Origin of the sequence: Microbacterium immunditiarum (assembly GCF_013409785.1) — a bacterium.
Lineage (GTDB): Bacteria > Actinomycetota > Actinomycetes > Actinomycetales > Microbacteriaceae > Microbacterium > Microbacterium immunditiarum.
On sequence record NZ_JACCBV010000001.1, the window covers coordinates 2648034 to 2668740 of the forward strand.

A 20707-nucleotide genomic window follows, 5' to 3' on the forward strand; every position below is an offset into this window, starting at 1 on the left:
GCGGGCCGGGCAGCGCACCACCGTGGGATGATTGAGCGGATGACCGAGACCACGCTGCCCGCGAGCCTCGCCGAGATCCGCGACGAGTTCCTCGAGCTGCCCGAACCCGAACGACTCCAGCTGCTGCTCGAGTACTCGAACGAGCTCCCGGCGGTGCCCGCGCGATACGAGGGCCATCAGGAGCTGTTCGAGCAGGTGCTCGAGTGCCAGTCGCCCGTGTTCATCGCGATCGAGGTCGACGACGACGACCGCGTGGCGATGTTCGCGACCGCCCCGCCGGAGGCTCCGACGACGCGCGGCTTCGCGAGCATCCTCGCGCAGGGGCTCTCTGGTCTCACGGTCGCCGAGGCGCTCGCGGTGCCCGACGACTTCCCCGACTCGATCGGCCTGCGTCGCGCGGTCTCGCCGCTGCGCCTCTCCGGCATGACGGGCATGCTCGCCCGGGCGAAGCGGCAGATCCGGGCCAAGCGCCACACTGCCTGATGCTCGTCACGGAGGTCGTCCCTCACACTCTGGAGACGACGGATGCCGCGACCGACGCCGGCCGCGAATGGCTCCGCACGCGCTACCGTCGCGACGAGCCCGCGTACGTGCGGCTCAACATGATCACGAGCCTCACGGGGGCCGCATCCGGCGCCGACGGCACGAGCGATACGCTCACGAGCCGCGTCGACCGCTCGGTGCTCGGGGCCATCCGCCGTGACGCCGACGTCGTGGTCGTCGGGGCGCAGAGCGTCCGCACCGAGGGATACGTCGTGCCCAAGACGGCGCACCTCGCCGTCGTCACCTCGTCAGGGCGACTCGACGGACACCGCCTCGAGCTCGATGCCGAGGCTGCGGCACGCGTGACGCTCGTCGTTCCCGAAGCGAGCGCCGACGCCATCGCCGAGCGGGCGGGCCTTCCCGGCGTGCGCGTGCTCACCGTCGCCGCGGACGAGCGCCTCGACGCGCGGGCGATCGTGGCCACTCTGGCGGCCGAAGGCCTGCCCCGCATCGTGTGCGAAGGCGGTCCGTCGCTCGCGGGGCAGTTCGCCGAGGCGGGCGTCATCGACGAGTACTGCGTCACGGTCGCGCCGACGATCGATCCCGCGGACGCGCCCTTTCTCCCTGTCCGGGCGCGCGTGGACGCACGCGTCGCGGGCATGCTCGTCGACGAGGCGGGCTTCAGCTATCTGCGCCTGCGCCCGCAGGGATGAGCCCCTGCCGGTCGAGCCAGTCGCGGATGCTCGCCGTCCAACGCTCCTGGTCGTAGTTCCACAGCTTCGTGTGGCGGGCGACCTCGAACACCTGCATCTCCACGAGGTCGGGGCGCGCGACGACGAGGTCGTGCGACGCGTCGGACGGGACGAAGCCGTCGTCGTCGCTGTGCAGGATGAGGATCGGATGCCGCAGCTCGTCGGCGCGGGCGACGACGTCGAGCTGCTCGAACGGGATGCGCCCGCCCGCGCGCGTGATCGTGGCCCCCCATTCGGAGCCGAGCGCGCCGAGGGCGAGGTCCTTCACGGCGGGCGGCAGCTTCATCAGCCGCGCCTGGTAGTCCAGGACGATGCGCCAGTCGATCACCGGCGACTCGAGCACGAGCCCGGCGATGACACTGCGGTGCGCGGAGCTGAGTGCGAGCTGAAGCGCGATGGCCCCGCCCATCGACCACCCCATGAGGATGATCCTGCGGGCGCCGCGGCGGCGCGCGAAGCCCACCGCCGCGTCGACATCGCGCCACTCCGTCGCCCCGAGCGCGTACGTGCCCGCGCGGCTGCGTGGCGCCTCGCCGTCGTTGCGGTACGACACCAGCAGGCTCGTGATGCCGAGGCCGTGGAACAGCGGCACGGCGCGGAGGCACTCGGCGCGCGTGGCTCCGCGGCCGTGCACGGCGATCACCCACACGTCGCCGTCGCCGGCCGGGAACAGCCACGCGGGGCACGGCCCGAGGGGCGAGCCGATCAGCTCGGACGAGAACGGCAGCTGCAGATCCTCGGGCCGGTCGAAGTACCAGCCGCTGAAGGCGGCGTCTCGCGATATGCGGGACTGCGGACCGACATGGGTGAGGAGCTTTCGCTTGACGCTCGCGGCGTCCTGCGCGAGCACCGACCCGAGCTTGAGGTAGTTCTCGGTGCCGCTTGTGAACAGACCGTAGCGGCCCGGGAGCACCGAGTCGTCGGTGCGCTCGAGCGTGATGGTCTGGGCGGCGGTGTCGAGGGCCAGGATGCGCGTGTCGGCGACGCGGTCAGCCGGGGTGACGACGCGGCGTGCGACGCGCGTCGAGAGCACCGCGAGCACGCCGAGGATGCCGGCGAGCGCTGCGCTCAGAACGGTGAGCGCCACCCTCACGCCGGCGACGAGTGCGGGAGAGGCGCCGCTGCGCGCGGCGCGCCTGGGGCCAGTCATCGAGCCATCACTCTAGTCTGTCCGCGTGGCCGAGCTTCGCCCTCCCGAATCCTCGTCGTTCGCGCACGCGGCCGCCGAGGTCCGGGCGACGAGATTCCGTGCCGACCTGGTCGTCCGCGAGATTCCCGCGCCCGCGGGGCTCGCGCCCGACGCCATCGCGCTGGCCGGCGATGTGCGGCCCGACGCCGACACCGGTGACTCGATCTACGGCACCGGCCGCTTCGTGCTCCTGCACGACCCCGGCGAGCCGCCGCCCTGGAACGGCCCGTGGCGCATCGTGTGCTTCGCCCAGGCTCCCCTCGAACCCGACATCGGAGCGGATCCGCTGCTGGCGGATGTAGCGTGGTCTTGGCTGGTCGACGCGCTCGACGCGCATCGCGCCGGTTACCACTCCGCGTCCGGCACGGCGACGAAGACGATCTCCAAGGGATTCGGCTCGCTGAGCGGCGAAGGCGACGGATCGCAGATAGAACTGCGAGCGTCGTGGTCGCCGACGGGGCCCCTGGCGCCCCACGTCGAGGCCTGGGCGGAGCTGGTGTGCATGCTCGCGGGCCTTCCGCCGGGCTCGGAGGGCATCGAGGTGATCGGGATACGAAGGACGACACGTGGGTGAATACGACGTGCTCGCGGATGCTGCGAGCCTGGTCGCCGCCGCGCGCGCACTCACCGCGGGCACGGGTCCCGTCGCCGTCGACGTCGAGCGCGCGTCCGGGTTCCGCTACTCCCAGCGCGCGTACCTCGTGCAGGTGTTCCGGCGCGGCGCGGGCGTCTACCTTTTCGACCCGCCCGAGATCGGCGACTTCGCCCCGCTTCAGGACGCGATCGGCGGCGCCGAGTGGGTCCTGCACGCCGCGAGCCAGGACCTCCCTTCGCTGCGCGAGCTCAGCCTCGAACCCGCGTCGATCTTCGACACCGAGCTCGCCGCGCGCCTTCTCGGCCGCGCCCGCGTAGGGTTGGGCGCCGTCGTCGAAGACACTCTCGGCATTTCCCTCGCGAAGGCTCACTCGGCCTCGGACTGGTCCGCCCGGCCCCTCCCGCAGTCATGGCTCGAGTACGCCGCGCTCGACGTCGAGCATCTCGTCGACGTCCGCGACGTGCTCGCGGCCGAGCTCGCCGAGCAGGGCAAGACACGGTTCGCCGAGGAGGAGTTCCGCGCCGTCCTCGACCGGGAGCCGAAACCTGCCCGCGAGGAGCCGTGGCGGCGCCTGAGCGGGCTGCACGCCGTTCGCGGTCGCAGGGCGCTCGCCGTCGCGCGATCCCTGTGGACGGCGCGCGAGGAGTTCGCGCAGGCTGAGGACGTCGCCCCTGGCCGGCTCGTGCCCGATCGGGCGCTCGTGGCCGCGGTCCTGGCCGACCCCCAGAGCAAGCAGGCGCTGGCGGCGCTGAAGGAGTTCACCGACCGGGCGAGCCGCACGCAGCTCGACCGCTGGTGGGCGGCGATCGAGCGCGGTCGCGCCGAGAAGGACCTTCCGCTCGAGCGCGGGGCGCGTGGCGACTCGCTCCCTCCCCCACGCGCGTGGCCCGATCGCAACCCCGAGGCAGACGCCCGGCTCAAGGCGGCGCGGCCCGCGGTCGAAGAGGTCGCGACCGCGCTCTCGATGCCCGTCGAGAACCTGCTCACGCCCGACCTCCTCCGCCGTGTGGCGTGGGCTCCGCCTGAACCTGTGACTGCGCAGACGATCTCCCGGGCGCTGGCTGAACTGGGCGCGAGGTCGTGGCAGATTGAACAGACGGCACACGTGATCGCCGACGCGTTTGTGGCTTCCGCGCAAACGGCGGCGAGCGGCGCGGATTCCGCTTCGTAGGTTGCCGCAACCGATTTCGTGATACCCAGTCTCACCATAGGCTGGACGCGATCCCAATACTTGGAGGCAGAGTGGCCGAGATCTCGGACGTCTTCTTCGTCGATGGAATGCGCACCCCGTTCGGACGCGCCGGCGAAAAGGGCATGTACTGGAACACACGAGCCGATGACCTCGCCGTGAAGGCGACGATCGGCCTCATGGAGCGCAACGGCGACGTGCCGAAGGATCGCATCGACGACGTCGCGATCGCGGCGACGTCGCAGACCGGCGACCAGGGGCTCACCCTCGGTCGCTCGGTGGCGATCCTCGCGGGGCTCCCGCAGACGGTCCCCGGCTTCGCGATCGACCGCATGTGCGCGGGCGCCATGACGAGCGTCACGACGATGGCGGCCTCGATCGGCGTCGGCATGTACGACCTCGCGCTCGCCGGCGGCGTCGAGCACATGGGGCACCACCCGATCGGCTCGAACGCCGACCCGAACCCGCGGTTCGTGGCCGAGCGCATGGTCGACCCGGGTGCGCTCAACATGGGCGTGACCGCGGAGCGCATCTTCGACCGCTTCCCCCACCTGACGAAGGAGCGCTCCGACCGCTTCGGCATGCTGAGCCAGCACAAGGCGCAGGCCGCTTACGACGCGGGCAAGATCCAGCCCGACCTCGTCCCCGTCGCGATCAAGGACGCCGACGGCGCGTGGGGCCTCGCGACCGAGGATGAGGGCCGCCGCCCCAGCACCACCATGGATGACCTCGCGGGCCTGAAGACGCCGTTCCGCCCGCACGGGCGCGTCACGGCCGGGACGTCCTCGCCGCTCACCGACGGCGCGACGATGTCGCTGCTCGCGGGCGGCGACGCCGTGAAGGAGTTCGACCTGCAGCCCAAGATGAAGCTCGTCTCGTTCGCGTTCGCCGGCGTGCAGCCGGAGATCATGGGCATCGGCCCCATCCCCTCGACCGAGAAGGCGCTCAAGAAGGCCGGCCTCACGATCGACGACATCGGCCTGTTCGAGCTCAACGAGGCGTTCGCGATCCAGGTCATCTCGCTGCTCGACCACTTCGGCATCGCCGACGACGACCCGCGTGTCAACCAGTGGGGCGGCGCGATCGCCGTCGGCCACCCGCTCGCGGCATCCGGTGTTCGCCTCATGATCCAGCTCGCGGCACAGTTCGCCGAGCGTCCCGACGTCCGCTACGGACTCACCGCGATGTGCGTCGGCCTCGGGCAGGGCGGGTCCGTGATCTGGGAGAACCCGCACTACGACGGCAAGAAGAAGAAGCACTGAGGACCGGGAGCACGATCGATGACTGACTACGAAAAGGTCGACTTCTCTCCGCTGGAGGCCCTCGCTGAGGGCGAGGTCGTCACGCATTCGCGCGTGCGCGACATCCGTCTCCCGTCCGGCAAGGTGCTCGCGCTCATCACGCTCGACAACGGCCGCGACCACACGCGCCCCAACACCCTCGGGCCGACCACGCTCAAGGAGTTCGGCGCGGAGCTCGACGCGCTCAAGGCGCGCGCGGCGGCCGGCGAGATCCAGGCGGTCGGGGTGACCGGCAAGCAGTACATCCTCGCCGCCGGCGCCGACCTGTCCGACATCTCGCGCCTGGGCTCGAAGGACAACGCACGCCTCATCGCGCAGCTCGGCCACCACGTGTTCGGCAAGCTCGACGAGCTCGGCGTGCCGTCGTTCGCGTTCGTGAACGGCCTCGCGCTCGGAGGCGGTCTCGAGATCGCCCTCAACTCGACGTACCGCACCGTCGACGCGTCGGCCGCGGCGATCGCGCTTCCCGAGGTGTTCCTCGGCCTCATCCCCGGATGGGGCGGGGCGTACCTGCTGCCGAACCTCATCGGCATCGAGAACGCGCTCGAGGTCGTCATCTCGAACCCGCTCAAGCAGAACCGCACACTCAAGCCGCAGCAGGCGTTCGAGCTCGGGATCGTCGACGCGATCTTCCCCGCGGCGAACTACCTCGAGGACTCGCTGCGCTGGGCCGACGGCGTGCTGTCGGGCGCGATCAAGGTCGAGCGCAAGAACAAGCCGGGCAAGCTCGAGCGCACCATGAAGTGGCCGGTCGCGATCAAGGTCGCCCGCGGCATGCTCGAGTCGAGGATCGGCACCGTGCCGCGCTCGCCGTACGTCGCGCTCGAGCTCCTCGAGAAGGCCAAGGGCGGCACGAAGGCCGAAGGCTTCGAGCGCGAGGACGAGGCGCTCGCAGACCTCGTCGCGCGCGACCAGTTCGCCGCGTCGATGTACGCGTTCGACCTGGTGCAGAAGCGCGCGAAGCGTCCGGTCGGCGCCCCCGACAAGGACCTCGCGAAGAAGGTCACGAAGGTCGGCATCATCGGCGCGGGCCTCATGGCGAGCCAGTTCGCCCTGCTCTTCGTGCGCAAGCTCCAGGTTCCGGTGCTCATCACCGACCTCGACCAGGAGCGAGTCGACAAGGGCATCGCGTACATCCACGACGAGATCGGCAAGCTCGAGGCGAAGGGCCGCCTCGACGGCGACACCGCCAACAAGCTGCGCGCGCTCGTGACGGGCACGACCGACAAGAGCCTCTACGCCGACTGCGACTTCGTCATCGAGGCGGTCTTCGAAGAGGTCGGCGTCAAGCAGCAGGTGTTCGGCGAGATCGAGCAGATCGTCGCGGAGGACACGATCCTCGCGACCAACACGTCGTCGCTCTCGGTCGAGGAGATCGGCGCGAAGCTCGCTCACCCCGAGCGCCTGGTCGGGTTCCACTTCTTCAACCCCGTCGCGGTCATGCCGCTCATCGAGATCGTGAAGACGCCCCAGACAGCGGATGCCGCGCTCTCGACCGCGTTCGTCGTCGCGAAGAACCTCGGCAAGAACGCGGTCCTCACCGCCGACGCGCCCGGCTTCGTCGTCAACCGCCTGCTCGCGAAGGTCATGGGCGAGGCCGCCCGCGCCGTCTACCAGGGCACATCCCTGCTGACGGTCGAGAAGGCCTTCGGCCCCCTTGGCCTCCCGATGACCCCGTTCCAGCTCATCGACCTCGTCGGCTGGAAGGTCGCCGCACACGTGCAGGACACCATGGTGCGCGCCTTCCCCGACCGCTTCTACGCGAACGAGAACTTCCACGCGCTCGCGGAGCTGCCGGAGGTCGTCGAGAAGGACAAGAACGGCAGGGTCACCGGCTGGACGAAGGCCGCAGAGAAGACGCTCAAGGGCGCGGTCGGCTCGACCCCCGCGACCGAGGACGAGATCCTGCGCCGCGTGCAGGACGGACTCGCGCAGGAGATCAGGATCATGCTCGACGAGGGCGTCGTCCCCGAGGTCGAAGACATCGACCTGTGCCTCATCCTCGGGGCCGGCTGGCCGTTCATCGATGGCGGCGCGTCACCGTACCTCGATCGCGAGGGCGCGTCCGAGCGCGTCTTCGGCGACACGTTCCACCACCCGCCCATCAAGGGCGTCGGCGCCTGACCTGTTCCAGCAGGAGGAGGACGGTCCCCGCGGGGGCCGTCCTCCTCTCTTGTGCGCCGCGTACGAGGATCACGCCGCGCTTCAGCGCGGCAGTGCGGCGCGGACCCGGAGGTCCCGGGCGAGGTGGTCGCGCTGCTCCACGACGATGCGGCGCAGCGCCGCGGGTGCATCCTCGTTCGTCGTCAGCCACGCATCCACGAGATCGAGGGAGTCGCGCTCGGGGAACAGCCCGCGTACGAGGCGCGCGGCGATCTCGATGCTGCGCTCGTCCCAGACGTCGCGGATGCGCGTGAAGTACTCCTCGTCGAACGCCGCGAGCAGATCGCGCCGTCCGCCCGCGCGCACACCGGCGATCGTCGCGCTGAGGTGGTCGTTCGTGAGCGTCGTGTCGTCCCACGCGGCGTTCCACGCGGCGGCGCGCACCTCGGCGTCGGGTCGCGCAGCGAGCACCGTCCGATGCGCCGTGCGGCCCTTCGCAGTCGGGTCGCGGCGGAGCTCCTCGTCGGCGTCCTCCACGCCGGCGTGCCCGGTCACCGACAATGCCGTGAGCCACGTCCAGCGCAGTTCCGGATCCGGCTGCAGGCCGTGCGGACCCGCGAGCGTGCCCGCGAGCATGCCGCGCAGCTCTTCCGCGCGCGCATCGTCGTGCGATGCGGCGAGGCCCACGGCGCGCGCCCACGCGAGCTGCGCGTCGCTGCCGGCGTCGGCCGTTCGCATACCCTGCCACGTCGTCTCGAGCCACGCGGCCCACACCCGCGGCCGGGCGTTCTCCGCGACGTAGTGTCCGACCGCGAACGCCGCGTTGGCGAGCACGTCAGCGCGCAGCGCCGAGTGTGTCTCCGCTCCGGCGTGACGCCGGACGATGTCGAGGTACCGCGCGGCCGGCAGCTCGCCGTCGCGCGTCGCGTCCCACAGCGCAGACCACACCAGCCCGCGCGCAAGAGCATCGTCCAGCGTCGACAGCGCCGACTCGACGGACTCGAGCGACGCGTCATCGAGGCGCACCTTCGCATACGTGAGATCACCGTCGTTGGGGAGGATGAGGTCTGCGGGGGCGAGCACGCCGAGCGGCGTGCGCTCGGCATGCACGTCGGCGTGGGCGGCATCCGTACGCACCAGATGACCGTCGCGCAGCCCATACAGCCCGATGCGCAGCCGGTGCGGACGCGGGTCCGTCTGCACGAGGACCGCGCCTTCGTCGTCGCGCTCCACCCGGATCGTGGACACGCCCGTCGTCTCGAGCCACGCCCGCGACCAGGCGTGCACGTCGCGCCCGGACGCCTCCTCGAGATGGCGGAGAAGATCGTCGAGCGTGGTGTTCCCGAACGCATGCGCCGCGAAGTAGCGCCGTGCGCCCTCGAAGAACGCCTCCTCGCCGACGAACGCCACGAGCTGCTTCAGCACCGACGCGCCCTTGGCGTACGTGATGCCGTCGAAGTTCAGCTTCGCGGCCTCGAGGTCGGGGATGTCGGCGACGATCGGATGCGTTGTGGGCAGCTGATCCTGCTGATACGCCCATGCCTTGCGGCGCGTCGCGAACGTCACCCACGCGTCCGGGAAGCGCGTGACCGCCGCGGTGGCGTGCGCGCCCATGTAGTCGGCGAAGGACTCCTTGAGCCACAGGTCGTCCCACCACCGCATCGTGACGAGATCGCCGAACCACATGTGGGCCATCTCGTGGAGGATCGTGTTCGCGCGTGCCTCGTGCTGCGCGACGGTCGACGCGCCGCGGAAGACATAGGACTCGGTGAAGGTGACCAGCCCCGGGTTCTCCATCGCGCCGATGTTGTACTCGGGCACGAAGATCTGGTCGTACTTGCCCCACGGGTAGGGGTATCGGAACGCATCCGTGAAGAAATCGAGCCCTTGGCCCGTGATCTCGAGGATTTCGTCGGCGTCGAGGTGCTCCGCGAGCGATGCGCGGCAGTGCACCCCGAGCGCGATCGCCTGCTCGCCCCGGCGCCACTCCCCCTCGACCCGGTGGTACGGTCCGGCAGCGACCGATGTGATGTAGCTGGAGAGCGGAAGCGTCTGGGCGAACTCGACGCGCTGCAGGTCACCCTCGGTCTGCGCCGACGCGATCGCCTGGTTCGAGAGCACGAGCCACCCCGCGGGCGCGGTCACGGCGAACGTGTACCGCGCCTTCATGTCCGGCTGTTCGAAGCACGCCATCACGCGGCGGGCGTCGGCGGGCTCGTAGTGCGTGTACACGTAGGTCTGCGCGTCGACGGGATCGACGAAGCGGTGCAGCCCCTCACCGGAGCGGCTGTACGCCCCGCGCGCCGCGATCCGCACCGTCTGGCGGCCGCGGAGGCCGGAGAGGCGGATGCGGGCACCGTCCCACTCGACGGGCCGCGGAACGCCGTCGACCTCGACAGCGTCGACGGCCTCGCCGATGAAGTCCACCCATGCGTCGACGCCGCCGTCGGCGGCGCCGGCGGCGGAATCCGTCTCGATCTCGAGCGTGCTGGCCGTCGCGAACCCGCTCTTCTCGGGGTCGGGAGCGGTCGTCAGGTCGAGCTCGACGCGGACGGTGCGGACGGTCACGGAGGCCGACCGCGCGGCGGTCTCCTCCCGAGTCAGGTTGGCGGTGCTCACCCGTCCATGCTTCCACTGCCGGACGCGGTTCCTCGCTCGATGGGGGCCGGCACCGGTCGGCGCGGTCAGCGGCGGTCGTCGTCGGCGCGCGCGAACGCCCTGAGCGTCGGCAGCTCGCTCGTCGCCGCGCCGCGCGCCACGGGAACGCGCGTGCCGAGCACCTGGGCCACGACGTCGTGAGCGATCTTCGCCGGTGTCAGACCGGCGTCGGCGAGGATCTGCTCACGGCTCGCGTGATCGATGAACTCGTCGGGGACGCCCAGCTCGTCGACGGCGGTGTCGATGCCCGCCTCGCGCAGCACCTGCCGAACGCGCGTGCCGATGCCGCCGACGCGGATGCCGTCCTCGATCGTGATGACGAGGCGGTGCGCCGCCGCGAGCTCGAGGATCGAGGGCTGCACGGGGATGACCCACCGCGGATCGACGACGGTCGCTCCGATGCCCTGCGCGCGCAGGCGACCGGCGACGTCGACCGCGACGTGCGCCATCGGACCGATGCCGACGATGAGGACATCCTGCGCCTCGGAGCGCACGAGCACATCGACGCCGTCTGAGAGGCGCTCGATCGCGGGAAGCTCGGGTGCGGCCGTGCCCTTCGGGTAGCGGACGACGGTCGGGGCATCCGTCACGGCCACCGCCTCGCGCAGCTCTTCCCGCAGGCGTTCGCCGTCGCGGGGCACCGCGATGCGGATGTGCGGCACGAGCTGGAGCATCGCCAGGTCCCAGATGCCGTGGTGGCTCGGACCGTCGGGCCCGGTGACACCGGCGCGGTCGAGCACGAATGTCACCCCCGCGCGGTGCAGCGCGACGTCCATGAGCACCTGGTCGAACGCGCGGTTCATGAAGGTGGCGTAGATGGCGACGACCGGATGCAGCCCGCCGTACGCGAGCCCGGCCGCCGCGGCCACCGCGTGCTGCTCGGCGATGCCGACGTCGTACACGCGGTCGGGGAAGCGCTGCGCGAAGGGCAGGAGTCCTGTCGGCCTCAGCATCGCCGCCGTCATCGCGATGACGTCGTCGCGGGCCTCGCCGACACGCACGAGCTCGTCGGCGAACACGTCAGTCCAGTCATCCGCGGCCGCCTTCACGCCGACCGTCCGGCCCGTGACGGGGTCGATCTTGCCGACCGCGTGGAACTGGTCGGCCTCGTCGTCGAGCGCCGGCTGATAGCCGCGGCCCTTCTCTGTGATCGCGTGCACGATGACCGGCGCCCCGTACTGCTTCGCGAGCTCGAGCGTCTCGATGAGCGACGGGAGGTCGTGCCCGTCGACGGGTCCGAGGTACTTGATGTCGAGGTTCGAGTACAGCGCGGCGTTGTTCGTGAACCGCGACAGGAAGCCGTGCGTGCCGCCGCGCACGCCCCGATACACGGCGCGCGCAGCGGGGCCGAGCCTGCGGAAGAGGTTGTCTGAGTTGCGGTGCAGGTTGCGGTAGGCCTCGGCGGTGCGCACGCGGTTGAGGTAGCGCGCCATGCCGCCGATCGTCGGCGCGTACGAGCGGCCATTGTCGTTGACGACGATCACGAGGTTGCGGTCGTTGTCATCGGAGATGTTGTTGAGCGCCTCCCACGTCATGCCGCCCGTGAGCGCCCCGTCGCCGACGACGGCGACGACGTGGCGGTCGCGGCGGCCGGTGCGCGTGAGCGCGCGGGAGATGCCGTCGGCCCAGCTCAGGGAGCTCGACGCGTGCGACGACTCGACGACGTCGTGCGGGCTCTCCGATCGCTGGGGATAGCCGGCCAGGCCGCCGCGCGCGCGAAGCTGGGAGAAGTCCTGGCGGCCCGTGAGGAGCTTGTGGACGTAGGACTGATGGCCCGTGTCGAACACGATGGGATCGTCCGGCGAGTCGAAGACCCGATGGATCGCGATCGTGAGCTCGACGATGCCGAGGTTCGGGCCGAGGTGGCCGCCGGTGCGGGCGACGTTCTCGATGAGGAACGCGCGGACCTCGGCGGCGAGCTGCTCGAGCTCGCGGACGCTCAGCGCATCGAGGTCGCGCGGACCCTTGATCGACGGAAGAAGCGGCATCCGTCTCCCTTCGCAGTCGGCCTCGTGGCGCACCCGACGATCGGATGACCCGACCCAGTTTAGTCCGCGGGTCCTGTGCGGCCGGTCTGAGAAGCCGTACGGAACGACGGATGCCGAGCTCGCCGAGTACGGCGGATACGGCCAGGAGCGCCTCACGATCCTGCTCGACCCGCTGGGCATGCGAGAGGCCCCGGAACCGCGGGGTTCCGGGGCCTGACGCGCGAGGCGTGCGATGCTCAGACGAGCGAGCGGAGCACGAACTGCAGAATGCCGCCGTTGCGGAAGTAGTCCGCCTCGCCGGGCGTGTCGATGCGGACGACCGCGTCGAACGTGACGGTCTGCTTGCCCTCGGGCGAGAACTCGCTCGGCTCGGCGGTCACCTTCACGGTCTTCGGCGTGACGCCCTCGTTGAGCTGCTCGAGGCCCTCGATCGAGATGACCTCCGTGCCGTCGAGGCCGAGCGACTTCCAGCTCTCCCCCGCGGGGAACTGCAGCGGGACGACGCCCATGCCGATCAGGTTCGAACGGTGGATGCGCTCGAAGCTCTCGGCGATGACGGCCTTGACGCCCAGCAGGCTCGTGCCCTTCGCCGCCCAGTCGCGCGACGAGCCCGAGCCGTACTCCTTGCCGCCGAAGACGACGAGCGGGGTTCCCTGCGCCTGGTAGTTCATGCACGCGTCGTAGATGAACGACTGCGGTCCGCCCGGCTGCGTGAAGTCGCGCGTGTAGCCGCCCTCGACGATCTGGCCGTTGTTGACCGCCGCGACGAGCTCGTTCTTGAGGCGGATGTTCGCGAACGTGCCGCGAATCATCACCTCGTGGTTGCCGCGACGCGAGCCGAACGAGTTGAAGTCCTTCTGCGCGACGCCGTGCTCGGTCAGGTACTGCGCGGCGGGCGTGCCCGCCTTGATCGCCCCCGCGGGGCTGATGTGGTCGGTGGTGACCGAGTCGCCGAGGGCCGCCATGACGCGCGCGCCTGTGATGTCGGTGACCGGAGTCAGCTCCATCGTCATGCCGTCGAAATACGGCGCCTTGCGCACGTACGTCGAGCTGTCGTCCCACTCGAACACGGGGCCGGTCGGCGTGGGCAGGTTCTTCCAGCGCTCGTCGCCTTCGAAGACGGTCTTGTACTGGGTGATGAACTGCTCGCGCGAGATCGACGCATCGACGACCTCCTGCACCTCTTCGGGCGCGGGCCAGATGTCCTTGAGGAAGACATCGTTGCCGTCCGCGTCCTTGCCGAGCGGGTCGGTCTCGAAGTCGAAGTGCATCGAGCCGGCCAGCGCGTACGCGACCACGAGCGGCGGCGAAGCGAGGTAGTTCATCTTCACGTCGGGGCTGATGCGGCCCTCGAAGTTGCGGTTGCCCGAGAGCACCGCCGTGACGGCGAGGTCGTGCTCGTTGACCGCCGACGACACCTCGTCGATGAGCGGTCCCGAGTTGCCGATGCAGATCGTGCAGCCGTAGCCGACCGTGTAGAACCCGAGCGCCTCGAGGTCCTTGTCCAGACCCGACTTCTCGTAGTAGTCGGTGACGACCTTGGAGCCGGGTGCGAGCGTCGTCTTGACCCACGGCTTCTGCTTGAGGCCCTTCTCGAGCGCCTTGCGGGCGAGAAGGCCGGCGGCGACCATGACCGACGGGTTGGACGTGTTCGTGCACGACGTGATCGCCGCGAGCGTGACCGCCCCGTGGTCGATGATGTAAGGCTGGCCGCCCTTCGGCTCGATCGTGATCGGCTTGCTCACCGAGGTGGGGCCGCCGCTGTTGATGTGCACGGGGCGCGTGACCGGGTCCTCCTCACCCGGAACGGCGCCGGGGTCGGATGCCGGGAACGAGTGCTTCGACTCGAGGTCGACGATGTCCTCCGACGTGCACGGCTCGGCGTAGCTGAGGATGTCCTCCTCGAACTTCTCCTTCGCCTCGGACAGGAGGATGCGGTCCTGCGGGCGCTTGGGGCCGGCGATCGACGGGACGACCGTCGACAGGTCGAGCTCCATGTACTCGCTGAAGTTCGGCTCGTTGGCCGGGTCGTGCCACAGCGACTGCTCCTTGGCGTACGCCTCGACGAGCGCGACGGTCTCGTCGGGACGACCGGTCAGGCGCAGATAGTCGAGCGTGACGTCGTCGATCGGGAAGATCGCGGCGGTCGAGCCGAACTCGGGGCTCATGTTGCCGATCGTCGCGCGGTTGGCGAGCGGGACGGATGCCACGCCCTCGCCGTAGAACTCGACGAACTTGCCCACCACGCCGTGCTTGCGGAGCATGTCGGTGATCGTGAGCACAACGTCGGTCGCGGTCACGCCGGCGGGGATCTCGCCCGTGAGCTTGAAGCCGACCACACGCGGGATGAGCATCGAGACGGGCTGGCCGAGCATGGCCGCCTCGGCCTCGATGCCGCCGACGCCCCAGCCGAGCACACCGAGGCCGTTGACCATCGTCGTGTGCGAGTCGGTGCCGACGCACGTGTCGGGGTACGCCCGCAGCACGCCGTTCACCGTGCGGTCGTAGACGACCTTCGCGAGGTGCTCGATGTTGACCTGGTGCACGATGCCGGTGCCGGGCGGGACGACCTTGAAGTCGTCGAACGCGGTCTGACCCCAGCGCAGGAACTGGTAGCGCTCGCCGTTGCGCTCGTACTCGATCTCGACGTTGCGCTCGAGCGCGTCCTCGCGCCCGAAGAGGTCGGCGATGACCGAGTGGTCGATGACCAGCTCGGCCGGCGAGAGCGGGTTGATCTTGTTCGGGTCGCCGCCGAGCGCCGTCACGGCCTCGCGCATCGTGGCGAGGTCGACGATGCACGGCACACCCGTGAAGTCCTGCATGACGACGCGAGCCGGCGTGAACTGGATCTCGGTGTCGGGCTCGGCCTCGGGCACCCAAGACCCGAGGGCCTGGATCTGCTCCTTGGTCACGTTCGCGCCGTCCTCGGTGCGAAGCAGGTTCTCGAGCAGCACCTTGAGGCTGAACGGGAGGTTCTCGTAGCCGGCGACCTTGTCGATTCGGAAGATCTCGTAGTCGGTGCTGCCGACCGTCAGGGTGCTCTTGGCACCGAAGCTGTCAACCGTGGACACGTCAGTCTCCTCTGTCGGCGGGATGGGCGCGGGCGCCTCGCATTTCCATCTTCCCCCGCGCAAGAAGCGACGGCCAGTGAGGTCGTCCTAATTCCGCGAAGGGACAATTTATCTTGATATCAAGATAAATGTTATCACTCCCCCGACGCCGCCTCCGGCTCGCGCGGCGCCTTCGCGTACACCGCGCGCACCGCCAGCCACGTCACCGCGACGAGGGGCGCGAACAGCGGCAGGCCCATGATGAGCTTCAGCGTGCCGAGCGCGGTCACGTCGCCCGCGAGGTACAGCGGGAACTGCACCGCGAGCCGCGCGTAGAACAGCGCCGCCCACGCGATCGCCAGCCAGAGGAAGACCCGCCGCTTGCGCTTGTCGCGTCGCCACGCGGTCCCTTCGCCCATGAGGAATCCGGATGCCAGGCCGATGAGCGACCAGCCGATGAGGGCCGACACGAGGAACGCCGTGCCGTACAGCGCGTTGGTGATGAAGCCGGGGATGAAGTTCGTCTCGGCTCTCCCCGTCAACAGCGCAAGAGCCGCCGCGGCAGCCACCGCGATGAGTCCGCCGAGCGCCGCCGACACCGGCGAGCGCTGTATGAGACGAACAATTGCGAAGGCTGCGGCGACGCCGACCGACAGTCCGAGCGACAGCCACAGATTGCCTTGCGGCGCCCTACCGTCGTCCGTCGCGGGTTCCATCGTGAGCGTGTAGACGACGATGAAGACGAGGCCCGGGAGCACCGACTCCAGCACGCCGCGCCAGCCGCCCATCGCAGCCCACACCACGTGGTGCGTCTGCGCCTCCTTCGACGGGTCGAGACCCGCCCGGCGGGCGGCAGCGCCCAGCGCCGCTCCCATCAGCTCCGACGCGGACTGCTCGCGCGGCGCGGGCTCCTGCGGATCGGGGGCGCCGGCAGGGGCATCCGTCGGGTCGCTCACGCCGATCCCGGGGTCGCGGGCATGCGCAGCGGAATGAGGTCCCGGGGAGGCATGGGCGAGCCGCCGCGGACGACGACGATCGAGCGGAAGAGGTCCTCGACCTTCGCGGCGGCTTCGACGTCGACCGCCGCCGCACCCCCGATCACGCCGCGCAGGAACCAGCGCGGGCCGTCCACGCCGACGAAGCGCGCGATGCGCTTGCCGGCCTGGCCGTCGGCGCCCGCCACGACGGGCACCTCGGCGAGCAGTTCGGCGCCGAGGGGACCCTCGCGCTCTTCGACCCGACCCCCCTGCTGGCGGATCTGGGTGCGGATCTGCTCGCGCGTCTCATCCCACAGGCCCGCGTTGCGCGGCGCGGCGAACGGCTGCACCTGGAGCGTCGAGTTCGCGTAGTCGAGGCCGACCGCGACGATGCGCTTGGTCTGCTCCTCGACCTCGAGGCGCAGGTTCAGGCCCTCGCGCGGCAGGATCTTGACGCCGCCGAGGTCGATGTAGGGGCGGACCGGGTTGGCCTCCGACTCGTCGAACGGACCGGACGTCGCCCGATCTGCGGGAGCGCTCTTCGGCGCGTCGGGGGGCGTTGCGTCGGTCATGCGGGGACTCCGTCTTCTTCTCGTGTGTCGCGGGGAGGTTTCCGCGTGGGCTCGCTGGGTGCGCCTCGGCGGCTAGGCCGCGCCCCCGCTGAATCCGGTCGAGCCGAAGCCGCCTTCGCCTCGCACGCTCTCGGGAAGCGCCTCGACCGGGATGAATCGCGCCCGCGGCACGGGCATGACGATGAGCTGGGCGATGCGGTCGCCGACGTTGACGTCGAACGCGTTCTCGGCGTCGGTGTTCAGCAGCGACACCTTGATCTCGCCGCGGTATCCGGCGTCGACTGTGCCGGGGGCGTTCACGATCGTGATCCCGTGCTTGGCTGCGAGCCCGCTCCGCGGGACGACGAAGCCCGCGTAACCCTCGGGGAGCGCGATGCGCACGCCCGTGCCGACCAGAGCGCGCTGACCGGGCTCCAGGCGCACCGACTCGGCGGCGAAGAGGTCGGCACCGGCGTCGCCGGGGTGCGCGTAGGCGGGAGCCTCGGGGGCGATAATGAGGACGTCCACCGTTTCAGTCACGCATCGAGGGTAATGCAGAAGCCAGAAGGTCACGTCGGCGGCGACTCGGCCGAGCCGACCTACCGCGAACGCCTGAGCCCTTCGCTGTGGGTGCTCGCCGCGGCGGCGGTGTGCGCGCCGATGGCCGCACTCGTGCTCGCACCCATCGACACGACGATCGCGCTCATCGCGGGGCTGGCCGTCGGCCTGCTCGCGGTCGTCGCGCTGATCTTCGCGTCGCCCGTCGTGGAGGTGCGCGGCGGCGAGCTGCTGGCGGGGCGCGCCCACATCCCCGTCTCACTGATCGAGAATCCTCGCGCGCTCGCGGGCGAGGACGCGCGTATCGCGCGCGGGTCAGGACTGCATCCGCGGTCGTGGCATCTCATCCGCGGCGGCATCGACGGGATCGTGGTGGTGGATGTCGCCGATCCGGAGGACCCGACCCCGTCGTGGGTCATCTCCTCGCGGACGCCGGATCGGCTGGCTGCGGCAGTGCGCCGCGCTCAGGTCAGGCAGCGCACTCCACGCAGATAGGACCGCTCGACTCCTCGTGGTCGAGCTGCGAGCGGTGCTTCACGAGGAAGCAGTTCGAGCACGTGAACTCGTCCTCCTGCGGAGGCAGGACGACCACATCGAGCTCGATGTCGGAAAGGTCGGCGCCCGGGAGCTCGAAGCCCGAAGGGTTGTCGGCATCCTCGACGTCGACCGAACCCGAGAGCTTGTCGGGCACGCGCTCCTTGAGAGCTTCGATCGACTCGCTGTCGTCCTCGGTCTTGCGGGGGGCGTCGTAGTCGGTTGCCATGCGTGAACGTCTCAACTTCCGGTTGTGCAGCGTGCCTATGCCCGTCGGGCGGCCCATAGTTTGCACGACTGCCGTGCTTTTCGCAAATGCTGATCGCGATTCGCTCCGCGGTTAAACTCGCGGCACGCGCCGGATATTCCCCCCGCCCGGGATGCCCTATGCCAGCATGGTCACCACCGCCGGATCGGAGAGGCGTCCCCCATGGAACAGCTCAGAGTCATCGGAACCGAAGACGACGTGCTCGTCCTGGCCACCGAGTCGGGCGAGCGCTTCGCACTTCCCGTCGACGATTCCCTGCACATGGAGCTGCGGCGCGCGCGCCGCGACCGCACGGCCGAGGCGTCCGCACCCAAGGCGAGCCCGCGCGAGATCCAGGCCCACGTCCGGGCGGGGCTCTCGGCCGAGGAGGTCGCGAGTCTGCTCGGCATCCGCGTCGAGGACGTCGCCCGCTACGAGGGCCCGGTCCTCGCCGAGCGCGAGCACATCGTCGGGCAGGCGCTCGCCGTGCCGGTGCTGCTCGGCGGCGAGCTCGAGCACGACGCGCTTCCGACGTTCGGCGCCGCCGTGCGGGCGAAGCTCAGCGAGGCCGGTGCAGCGGGCGAGCGGTGGACGAGCTGGAAGGAGCTCTCGGGCTGGATCGTCAAGCTCGAGTTCACCGCGAACGACGTCGACCACGACGCGCGGTGGGGCTTCGATCCCCGGCGGACGACGCTGTCGCCGCTCAACTCCGACGCCATCCAGCTCTCGCGCCAGGGGTCGCTCCCCGAAGGGCTCATCCCCCGCCTGCGCGCGCTCGACACGCCTCCGCCTAAGGACGACTCGCGCTTCGACAGCGGCGCGTTCGGTCCGCGGCGTCCGCCCGGGGCCGACCTCGAGTCGCCCGAGCTGCCCGCTCCGGTCGCGCCCGCCGTGCAGAAGGCCGCGATCAAGCGCGCCGAGGAGCCGGTCGTGACCTCCGCCGAGACGGCCGACCTGCTCGAAGCGCTTCGCCGACGCCGCGGTCAGCGCGAGCCGGCGCCCGTCGCCGAAGAGGCCGCGCCCGCCCGCACGCACGCCCCCGTCGCGCTGTTCGACGCGCTCGAGCCGGGTTACGACGAGACGCCGACGGACGAAGAGCCGGATGCCGCTCCCCCGCAACGGCACGAGCCGGCGCCGCTGTCCCTCCCCACGCAGTCCGCTGTGGGTGAGTCGTCGGGTCGCCGCAAGGGCCGTGCCGCGATGCCGTCGTGGGACGAGATCGTCTTCGGCGCGCGCACCGAGGATTGACGCGAGCCGGGTCAATGCGCCGCAGGCGCGTTGAGGCGGCTCGGGTCACCTACTGACGCGCGAACGCGCCGAGGCGGATGAGCGGCACGATCCGCTCCTCGTCGGTGAGCGATCCGTGCTGCCCGACCATCCGCTGCGGCGCCTTGTCGGCGAGGCGGTCGTCGTAGTACGCGATCCCGGCGCGCGCCGCGACCAGCACGTCGCCGATGCGCGCCCGCACGGCGTCATCGACCGCGCCGAACAGTCCCGTCGCGATCGCCTCGTCACGGGAGACGATCCACGACCGAGAGGCCTCGGCATCGCGCCACGCGGTCAGCACGTGGCCGGCCGCTCCGGGCTCGGCGTAGAGGTGGAGCATCCGCGGCTCCCCGCCGATGTGGCGGACGCCCTCGACCAGCGGACTGCCCTCTTCGAGCAGCACGTGACGATGGCGCGGAACGTCGATCATGCCGTGGTCGGCAGTCACGACGAGCCCGACGCCCGGCACCAGCGACTCGGAGAGGCGCCGCGCGGCGGCGTCGACGCGCTCGAGCGCCGCACCCCAGCCGTCGGACTCCCACCCGCGGCGGTGGCCGATCGCATCGAGATCGGGCACGTAGAGGTAGATGAGGGCGCCCGGATGCCGCGCCGCCAGCTCGGCGGCGCGATCGATGCGCGTCGTGAAGTCGTTCTCTCCGACGAACGTGGCGCCGCGCATCGTGGCGACGGTGAACCCGGTGTTCTCGTACTCGGACTTCGTCACGACGAACACCGGGCGCCCGGCGCTCGCCTCGCGCAGCAGGAGCGGCTCGATGCGCTGCCACGTCCAGGGGTCGAGCCCGTCGCTGTCCCACCCGCGGAGCTGGTTCAGGACCTGATCGGTCTCGGGCTCGAGCGCGCGGTAGCCGACGATGCCGTGCCGGCCGGGGCTCTCGCCCGTGAGGAGGCTCGACAGCGCCGAGGCGGTCGTCGACGGGAACACCGTCCGGGCGACGTCCTTCCTCGCGCGCACGGACGTGAGGAAACGCGCGTGCCCGGAGCGCGACGAGAGGTTGTGCACGCCGAGACCGTCGACCACGAGGAGGATCACGCTCGACGCGGGTGGGAACCACGGGGCATCCGTCGCGCCCGGCTGCGCCTGCGGCGCCGACCCCTCCCCACGGCGCAGCGCGTCGATCAGTTGCGGCACGAGCCCGGTGAGGCTCCGGGCCGACGGCGGGTCCGCCGGTAGGCTGAGGGACATCGGGGCCAGTCTCGCACACCCGCGCATACGGCCCCTTCGAACCTGAGGCCCGAAGAACGTCC

General features: G+C 70.6%; 17 protein-coding genes. 8 read left to right on the top strand and 9 right to left on the bottom strand.

Translation table 11 applies throughout. The features are described 5' to 3' along the window. Nucleotides 1–39 precede the first annotated feature (39 nt). Nucleotides 40–483, top strand: a complete 444-nt coding sequence (locus tag BJ991_RS12340) for a SufE family protein (RefSeq protein WP_179490413.1) — start codon at nucleotides 40–42, stop codon at nucleotides 481–483. After that, a complete protein-coding gene (locus BJ991_RS12345) occupies nucleotides 483–1196 on the top strand; it encodes a dihydrofolate reductase family protein (protein WP_179490415.1) in 714 nt (237 codons plus the stop codon). The genes BJ991_RS12340 and BJ991_RS12345 overlap by 1 nt, the downstream gene beginning before the upstream one ends. Here the strand turns inward: BJ991_RS12345 and BJ991_RS12350 are convergent. After that, on the bottom strand, nucleotides 1165–2385 hold the full coding sequence (locus BJ991_RS12350; RefSeq protein WP_179490417.1) for an alpha/beta hydrolase family protein: 1221 nt from the start codon (nucleotides 2383–2385) through the stop codon (nucleotides 1165–1167). The genes BJ991_RS12345 and BJ991_RS12350 overlap by 32 nt on opposite strands. Nucleotides 2386–2410: 25 nt before the next feature. Between BJ991_RS12350 and BJ991_RS12355 the strand changes: the two genes are divergently transcribed. From BJ991_RS12355 to BJ991_RS12370, 4 genes are all read left to right on the top strand, one after another. Continuing rightward, nucleotides 2411–2998 (top strand): DUF3000 family protein, encoded by a 588-nt coding sequence (locus BJ991_RS12355; protein WP_179490420.1) that lies wholly within the window; start codon nucleotides 2411–2413, stop codon nucleotides 2996–2998. Continuing rightward, nucleotides 2991–4190 carry an HRDC domain-containing protein gene (locus BJ991_RS12360; protein ID WP_179490422.1) on the top strand — a complete coding sequence of 400 codons (1200 nt, stop codon included), beginning with the start codon at nucleotides 2991–2993 and terminating at the stop codon, nucleotides 4188–4190. The genes BJ991_RS12355 and BJ991_RS12360 overlap by 8 nt, the downstream gene beginning before the upstream one ends. Nucleotides 4191–4261: 71 nt before the next feature. Continuing rightward, complete coding sequence (locus tag BJ991_RS12365) at nucleotides 4262–5470, top strand: acetyl-CoA C-acyltransferase (RefSeq protein WP_179490424.1); 1209 nt, start codon at nucleotides 4262–4264, stop codon at nucleotides 5468–5470. An 18-nt stretch (nucleotides 5471–5488) separates the two neighbouring features. Then, complete coding sequence (locus BJ991_RS12370) at nucleotides 5489–7633, top strand: 3-hydroxyacyl-CoA dehydrogenase NAD-binding domain-containing protein (protein ID WP_179490426.1); 2145 nt, start codon at nucleotides 5489–5491, stop codon at nucleotides 7631–7633. Nucleotides 7634–7714: 81 nt separating this feature from the next. Here the strand turns inward: BJ991_RS12370 and pepN are convergent, their stop codons facing one another. The 6 genes from pepN to dut all read right to left on the bottom strand — a co-directional run bounded on the left by pepN (nucleotide 7715) and on the right by dut (nucleotide 17376). Continuing rightward, a complete protein-coding gene (pepN, locus tag BJ991_RS12375) occupies nucleotides 7715–10231 on the bottom strand; it encodes an aminopeptidase N (protein WP_179490428.1) in 2517 nt (838 codons plus the stop codon). Nucleotides 10232–10296: 65 nt separating this feature from the next. Then, nucleotides 10297–12258 (bottom strand): 1-deoxy-D-xylulose-5-phosphate synthase, encoded by a 1962-nt coding sequence (dxs, locus tag BJ991_RS12380; protein ID WP_179490430.1) that lies wholly within the window; start codon nucleotides 12256–12258, stop codon nucleotides 10297–10299. Between the two features lie 236 nt (nucleotides 12259–12494). After that, nucleotides 12495–15329 carry an aconitate hydratase AcnA gene (locus BJ991_RS12385; protein WP_179490432.1) on the bottom strand — a complete coding sequence of 945 codons (2835 nt, stop codon included), beginning with the start codon at nucleotides 15327–15329 and terminating at the stop codon, nucleotides 12495–12497. A 134-nt stretch (nucleotides 15330–15463) separates the two neighbouring features. Continuing rightward, nucleotides 15464–16264 carry a DUF3159 domain-containing protein gene (locus tag BJ991_RS12390; RefSeq protein ID WP_425487535.1) on the bottom strand — a complete coding sequence of 267 codons (801 nt, stop codon included), beginning with the start codon at nucleotides 16262–16264 and terminating at the stop codon, nucleotides 15464–15466. After that, on the bottom strand, nucleotides 16261–16857 hold the full coding sequence (locus BJ991_RS12395) for a DUF3710 domain-containing protein (protein ID WP_179490434.1): 597 nt from the start codon (nucleotides 16855–16857) through the stop codon (nucleotides 16261–16263). Before BJ991_RS12395 ends, BJ991_RS12390 begins: the two co-directional genes overlap by 4 nt. A gap of 72 nt (nucleotides 16858–16929) precedes the next feature. Then, entirely contained in the window at nucleotides 16930–17376 is a 447-nt protein-coding gene (dut, locus tag BJ991_RS12400; RefSeq protein ID WP_179490436.1) for a dUTP diphosphatase, read from the bottom strand. 12 nt (nucleotides 17377–17388) lie between these two features. Here dut and BJ991_RS12405 point away from each other — a divergent pair, with 12 nt between their 5' ends. Beyond that, on the top strand, nucleotides 17389–17889 hold the full coding sequence (locus BJ991_RS12405) for a DUF3093 domain-containing protein (protein WP_179490438.1): 501 nt from the start codon (nucleotides 17389–17391) through the stop codon (nucleotides 17887–17889). On the opposite strand, the gene BJ991_RS12410 is transcribed toward BJ991_RS12405, so the two are convergent. Beyond that, complete coding sequence (locus BJ991_RS12410) at nucleotides 17864–18157, bottom strand: DUF4193 domain-containing protein (protein WP_179490440.1); 294 nt, start codon at nucleotides 18155–18157, stop codon at nucleotides 17864–17866. The two genes, BJ991_RS12405 and BJ991_RS12410, sit on opposite strands and share 26 nt — an antisense overlap. A 201-nt stretch (nucleotides 18158–18358) precedes the next feature. On the opposite strand from BJ991_RS12410, the gene sepH reads away from it, so the two are divergent. Then, complete coding sequence (sepH, locus tag BJ991_RS12415; protein ID WP_179490442.1) at nucleotides 18359–19423, top strand: septation protein SepH; 1065 nt, start codon at nucleotides 18359–18361, stop codon at nucleotides 19421–19423. 49 nt (nucleotides 19424–19472) lie between these two features. Here sepH and BJ991_RS12420 read toward each other — a convergent pair whose 3' ends face one another. Continuing rightward, nucleotides 19473–20645, bottom strand: coding sequence for an alkaline phosphatase family protein (locus BJ991_RS12420; protein WP_179490444.1), 1173 nt, complete (start codon nucleotides 20643–20645; stop codon nucleotides 19473–19475). Nucleotides 20646–20707 lie beyond the last annotated feature (62 nt).

What these genes read in the sequence shown, in the direction of transcription:
- BJ991_RS12340 (WP_179490413.1), top strand. Translation starts at nt 40, where the DNA reads ATGACCGAGACCACGCTGCCCGCGAGCCTCGCCGAGATCCGCGACGAG.
- BJ991_RS12345 (WP_179490415.1), top strand. Translation starts at nt 483, where the DNA reads ATGCTCGTCACGGAGGTCGTCCCTCACACTCTGGAGACGACGGATGCC.
- BJ991_RS12350 (WP_179490417.1), bottom strand. Translation starts at nt 2,385, where the DNA reads ATGACTGGCCCCAGGCGCGCCGCGCGCAGCGGCGCCTCTCCCGCACTC.
- BJ991_RS12370 (WP_179490426.1), top strand. Translation starts at nt 5,489, where the DNA reads ATGACTGACTACGAAAAGGTCGACTTCTCTCCGCTGGAGGCCCTCGCT.
- dxs (WP_179490430.1), bottom strand. Translation starts at nt 12,258, where the DNA reads ATGCCGCTTCTTCCGTCGATCAAGGGTCCGCGCGACCTCGATGCGCTG.
- BJ991_RS12395 (WP_179490434.1), bottom strand. Translation starts at nt 16,857, where the DNA reads ATGACCGACGCAACGCCCCCCGACGCGCCGAAGAGCGCTCCCGCAGAT.
- BJ991_RS12405 (WP_179490438.1), top strand. Translation starts at nt 17,389, where the DNA reads ATGCAGAAGCCAGAAGGTCACGTCGGCGGCGACTCGGCCGAGCCGACC.
- BJ991_RS12410 (WP_179490440.1), bottom strand. Translation starts at nt 18,157, where the DNA reads ATGGCAACCGACTACGACGCCCCCCGCAAGACCGAGGACGACAGCGAG.
- sepH (WP_179490442.1), top strand. Translation starts at nt 18,359, where the DNA reads ATGGAACAGCTCAGAGTCATCGGAACCGAAGACGACGTGCTCGTCCTG.
- BJ991_RS12420 (WP_179490444.1), bottom strand. Translation starts at nt 20,645, where the DNA reads ATGTCCCTCAGCCTACCGGCGGACCCGCCGTCGGCCCGGAGCCTCACC.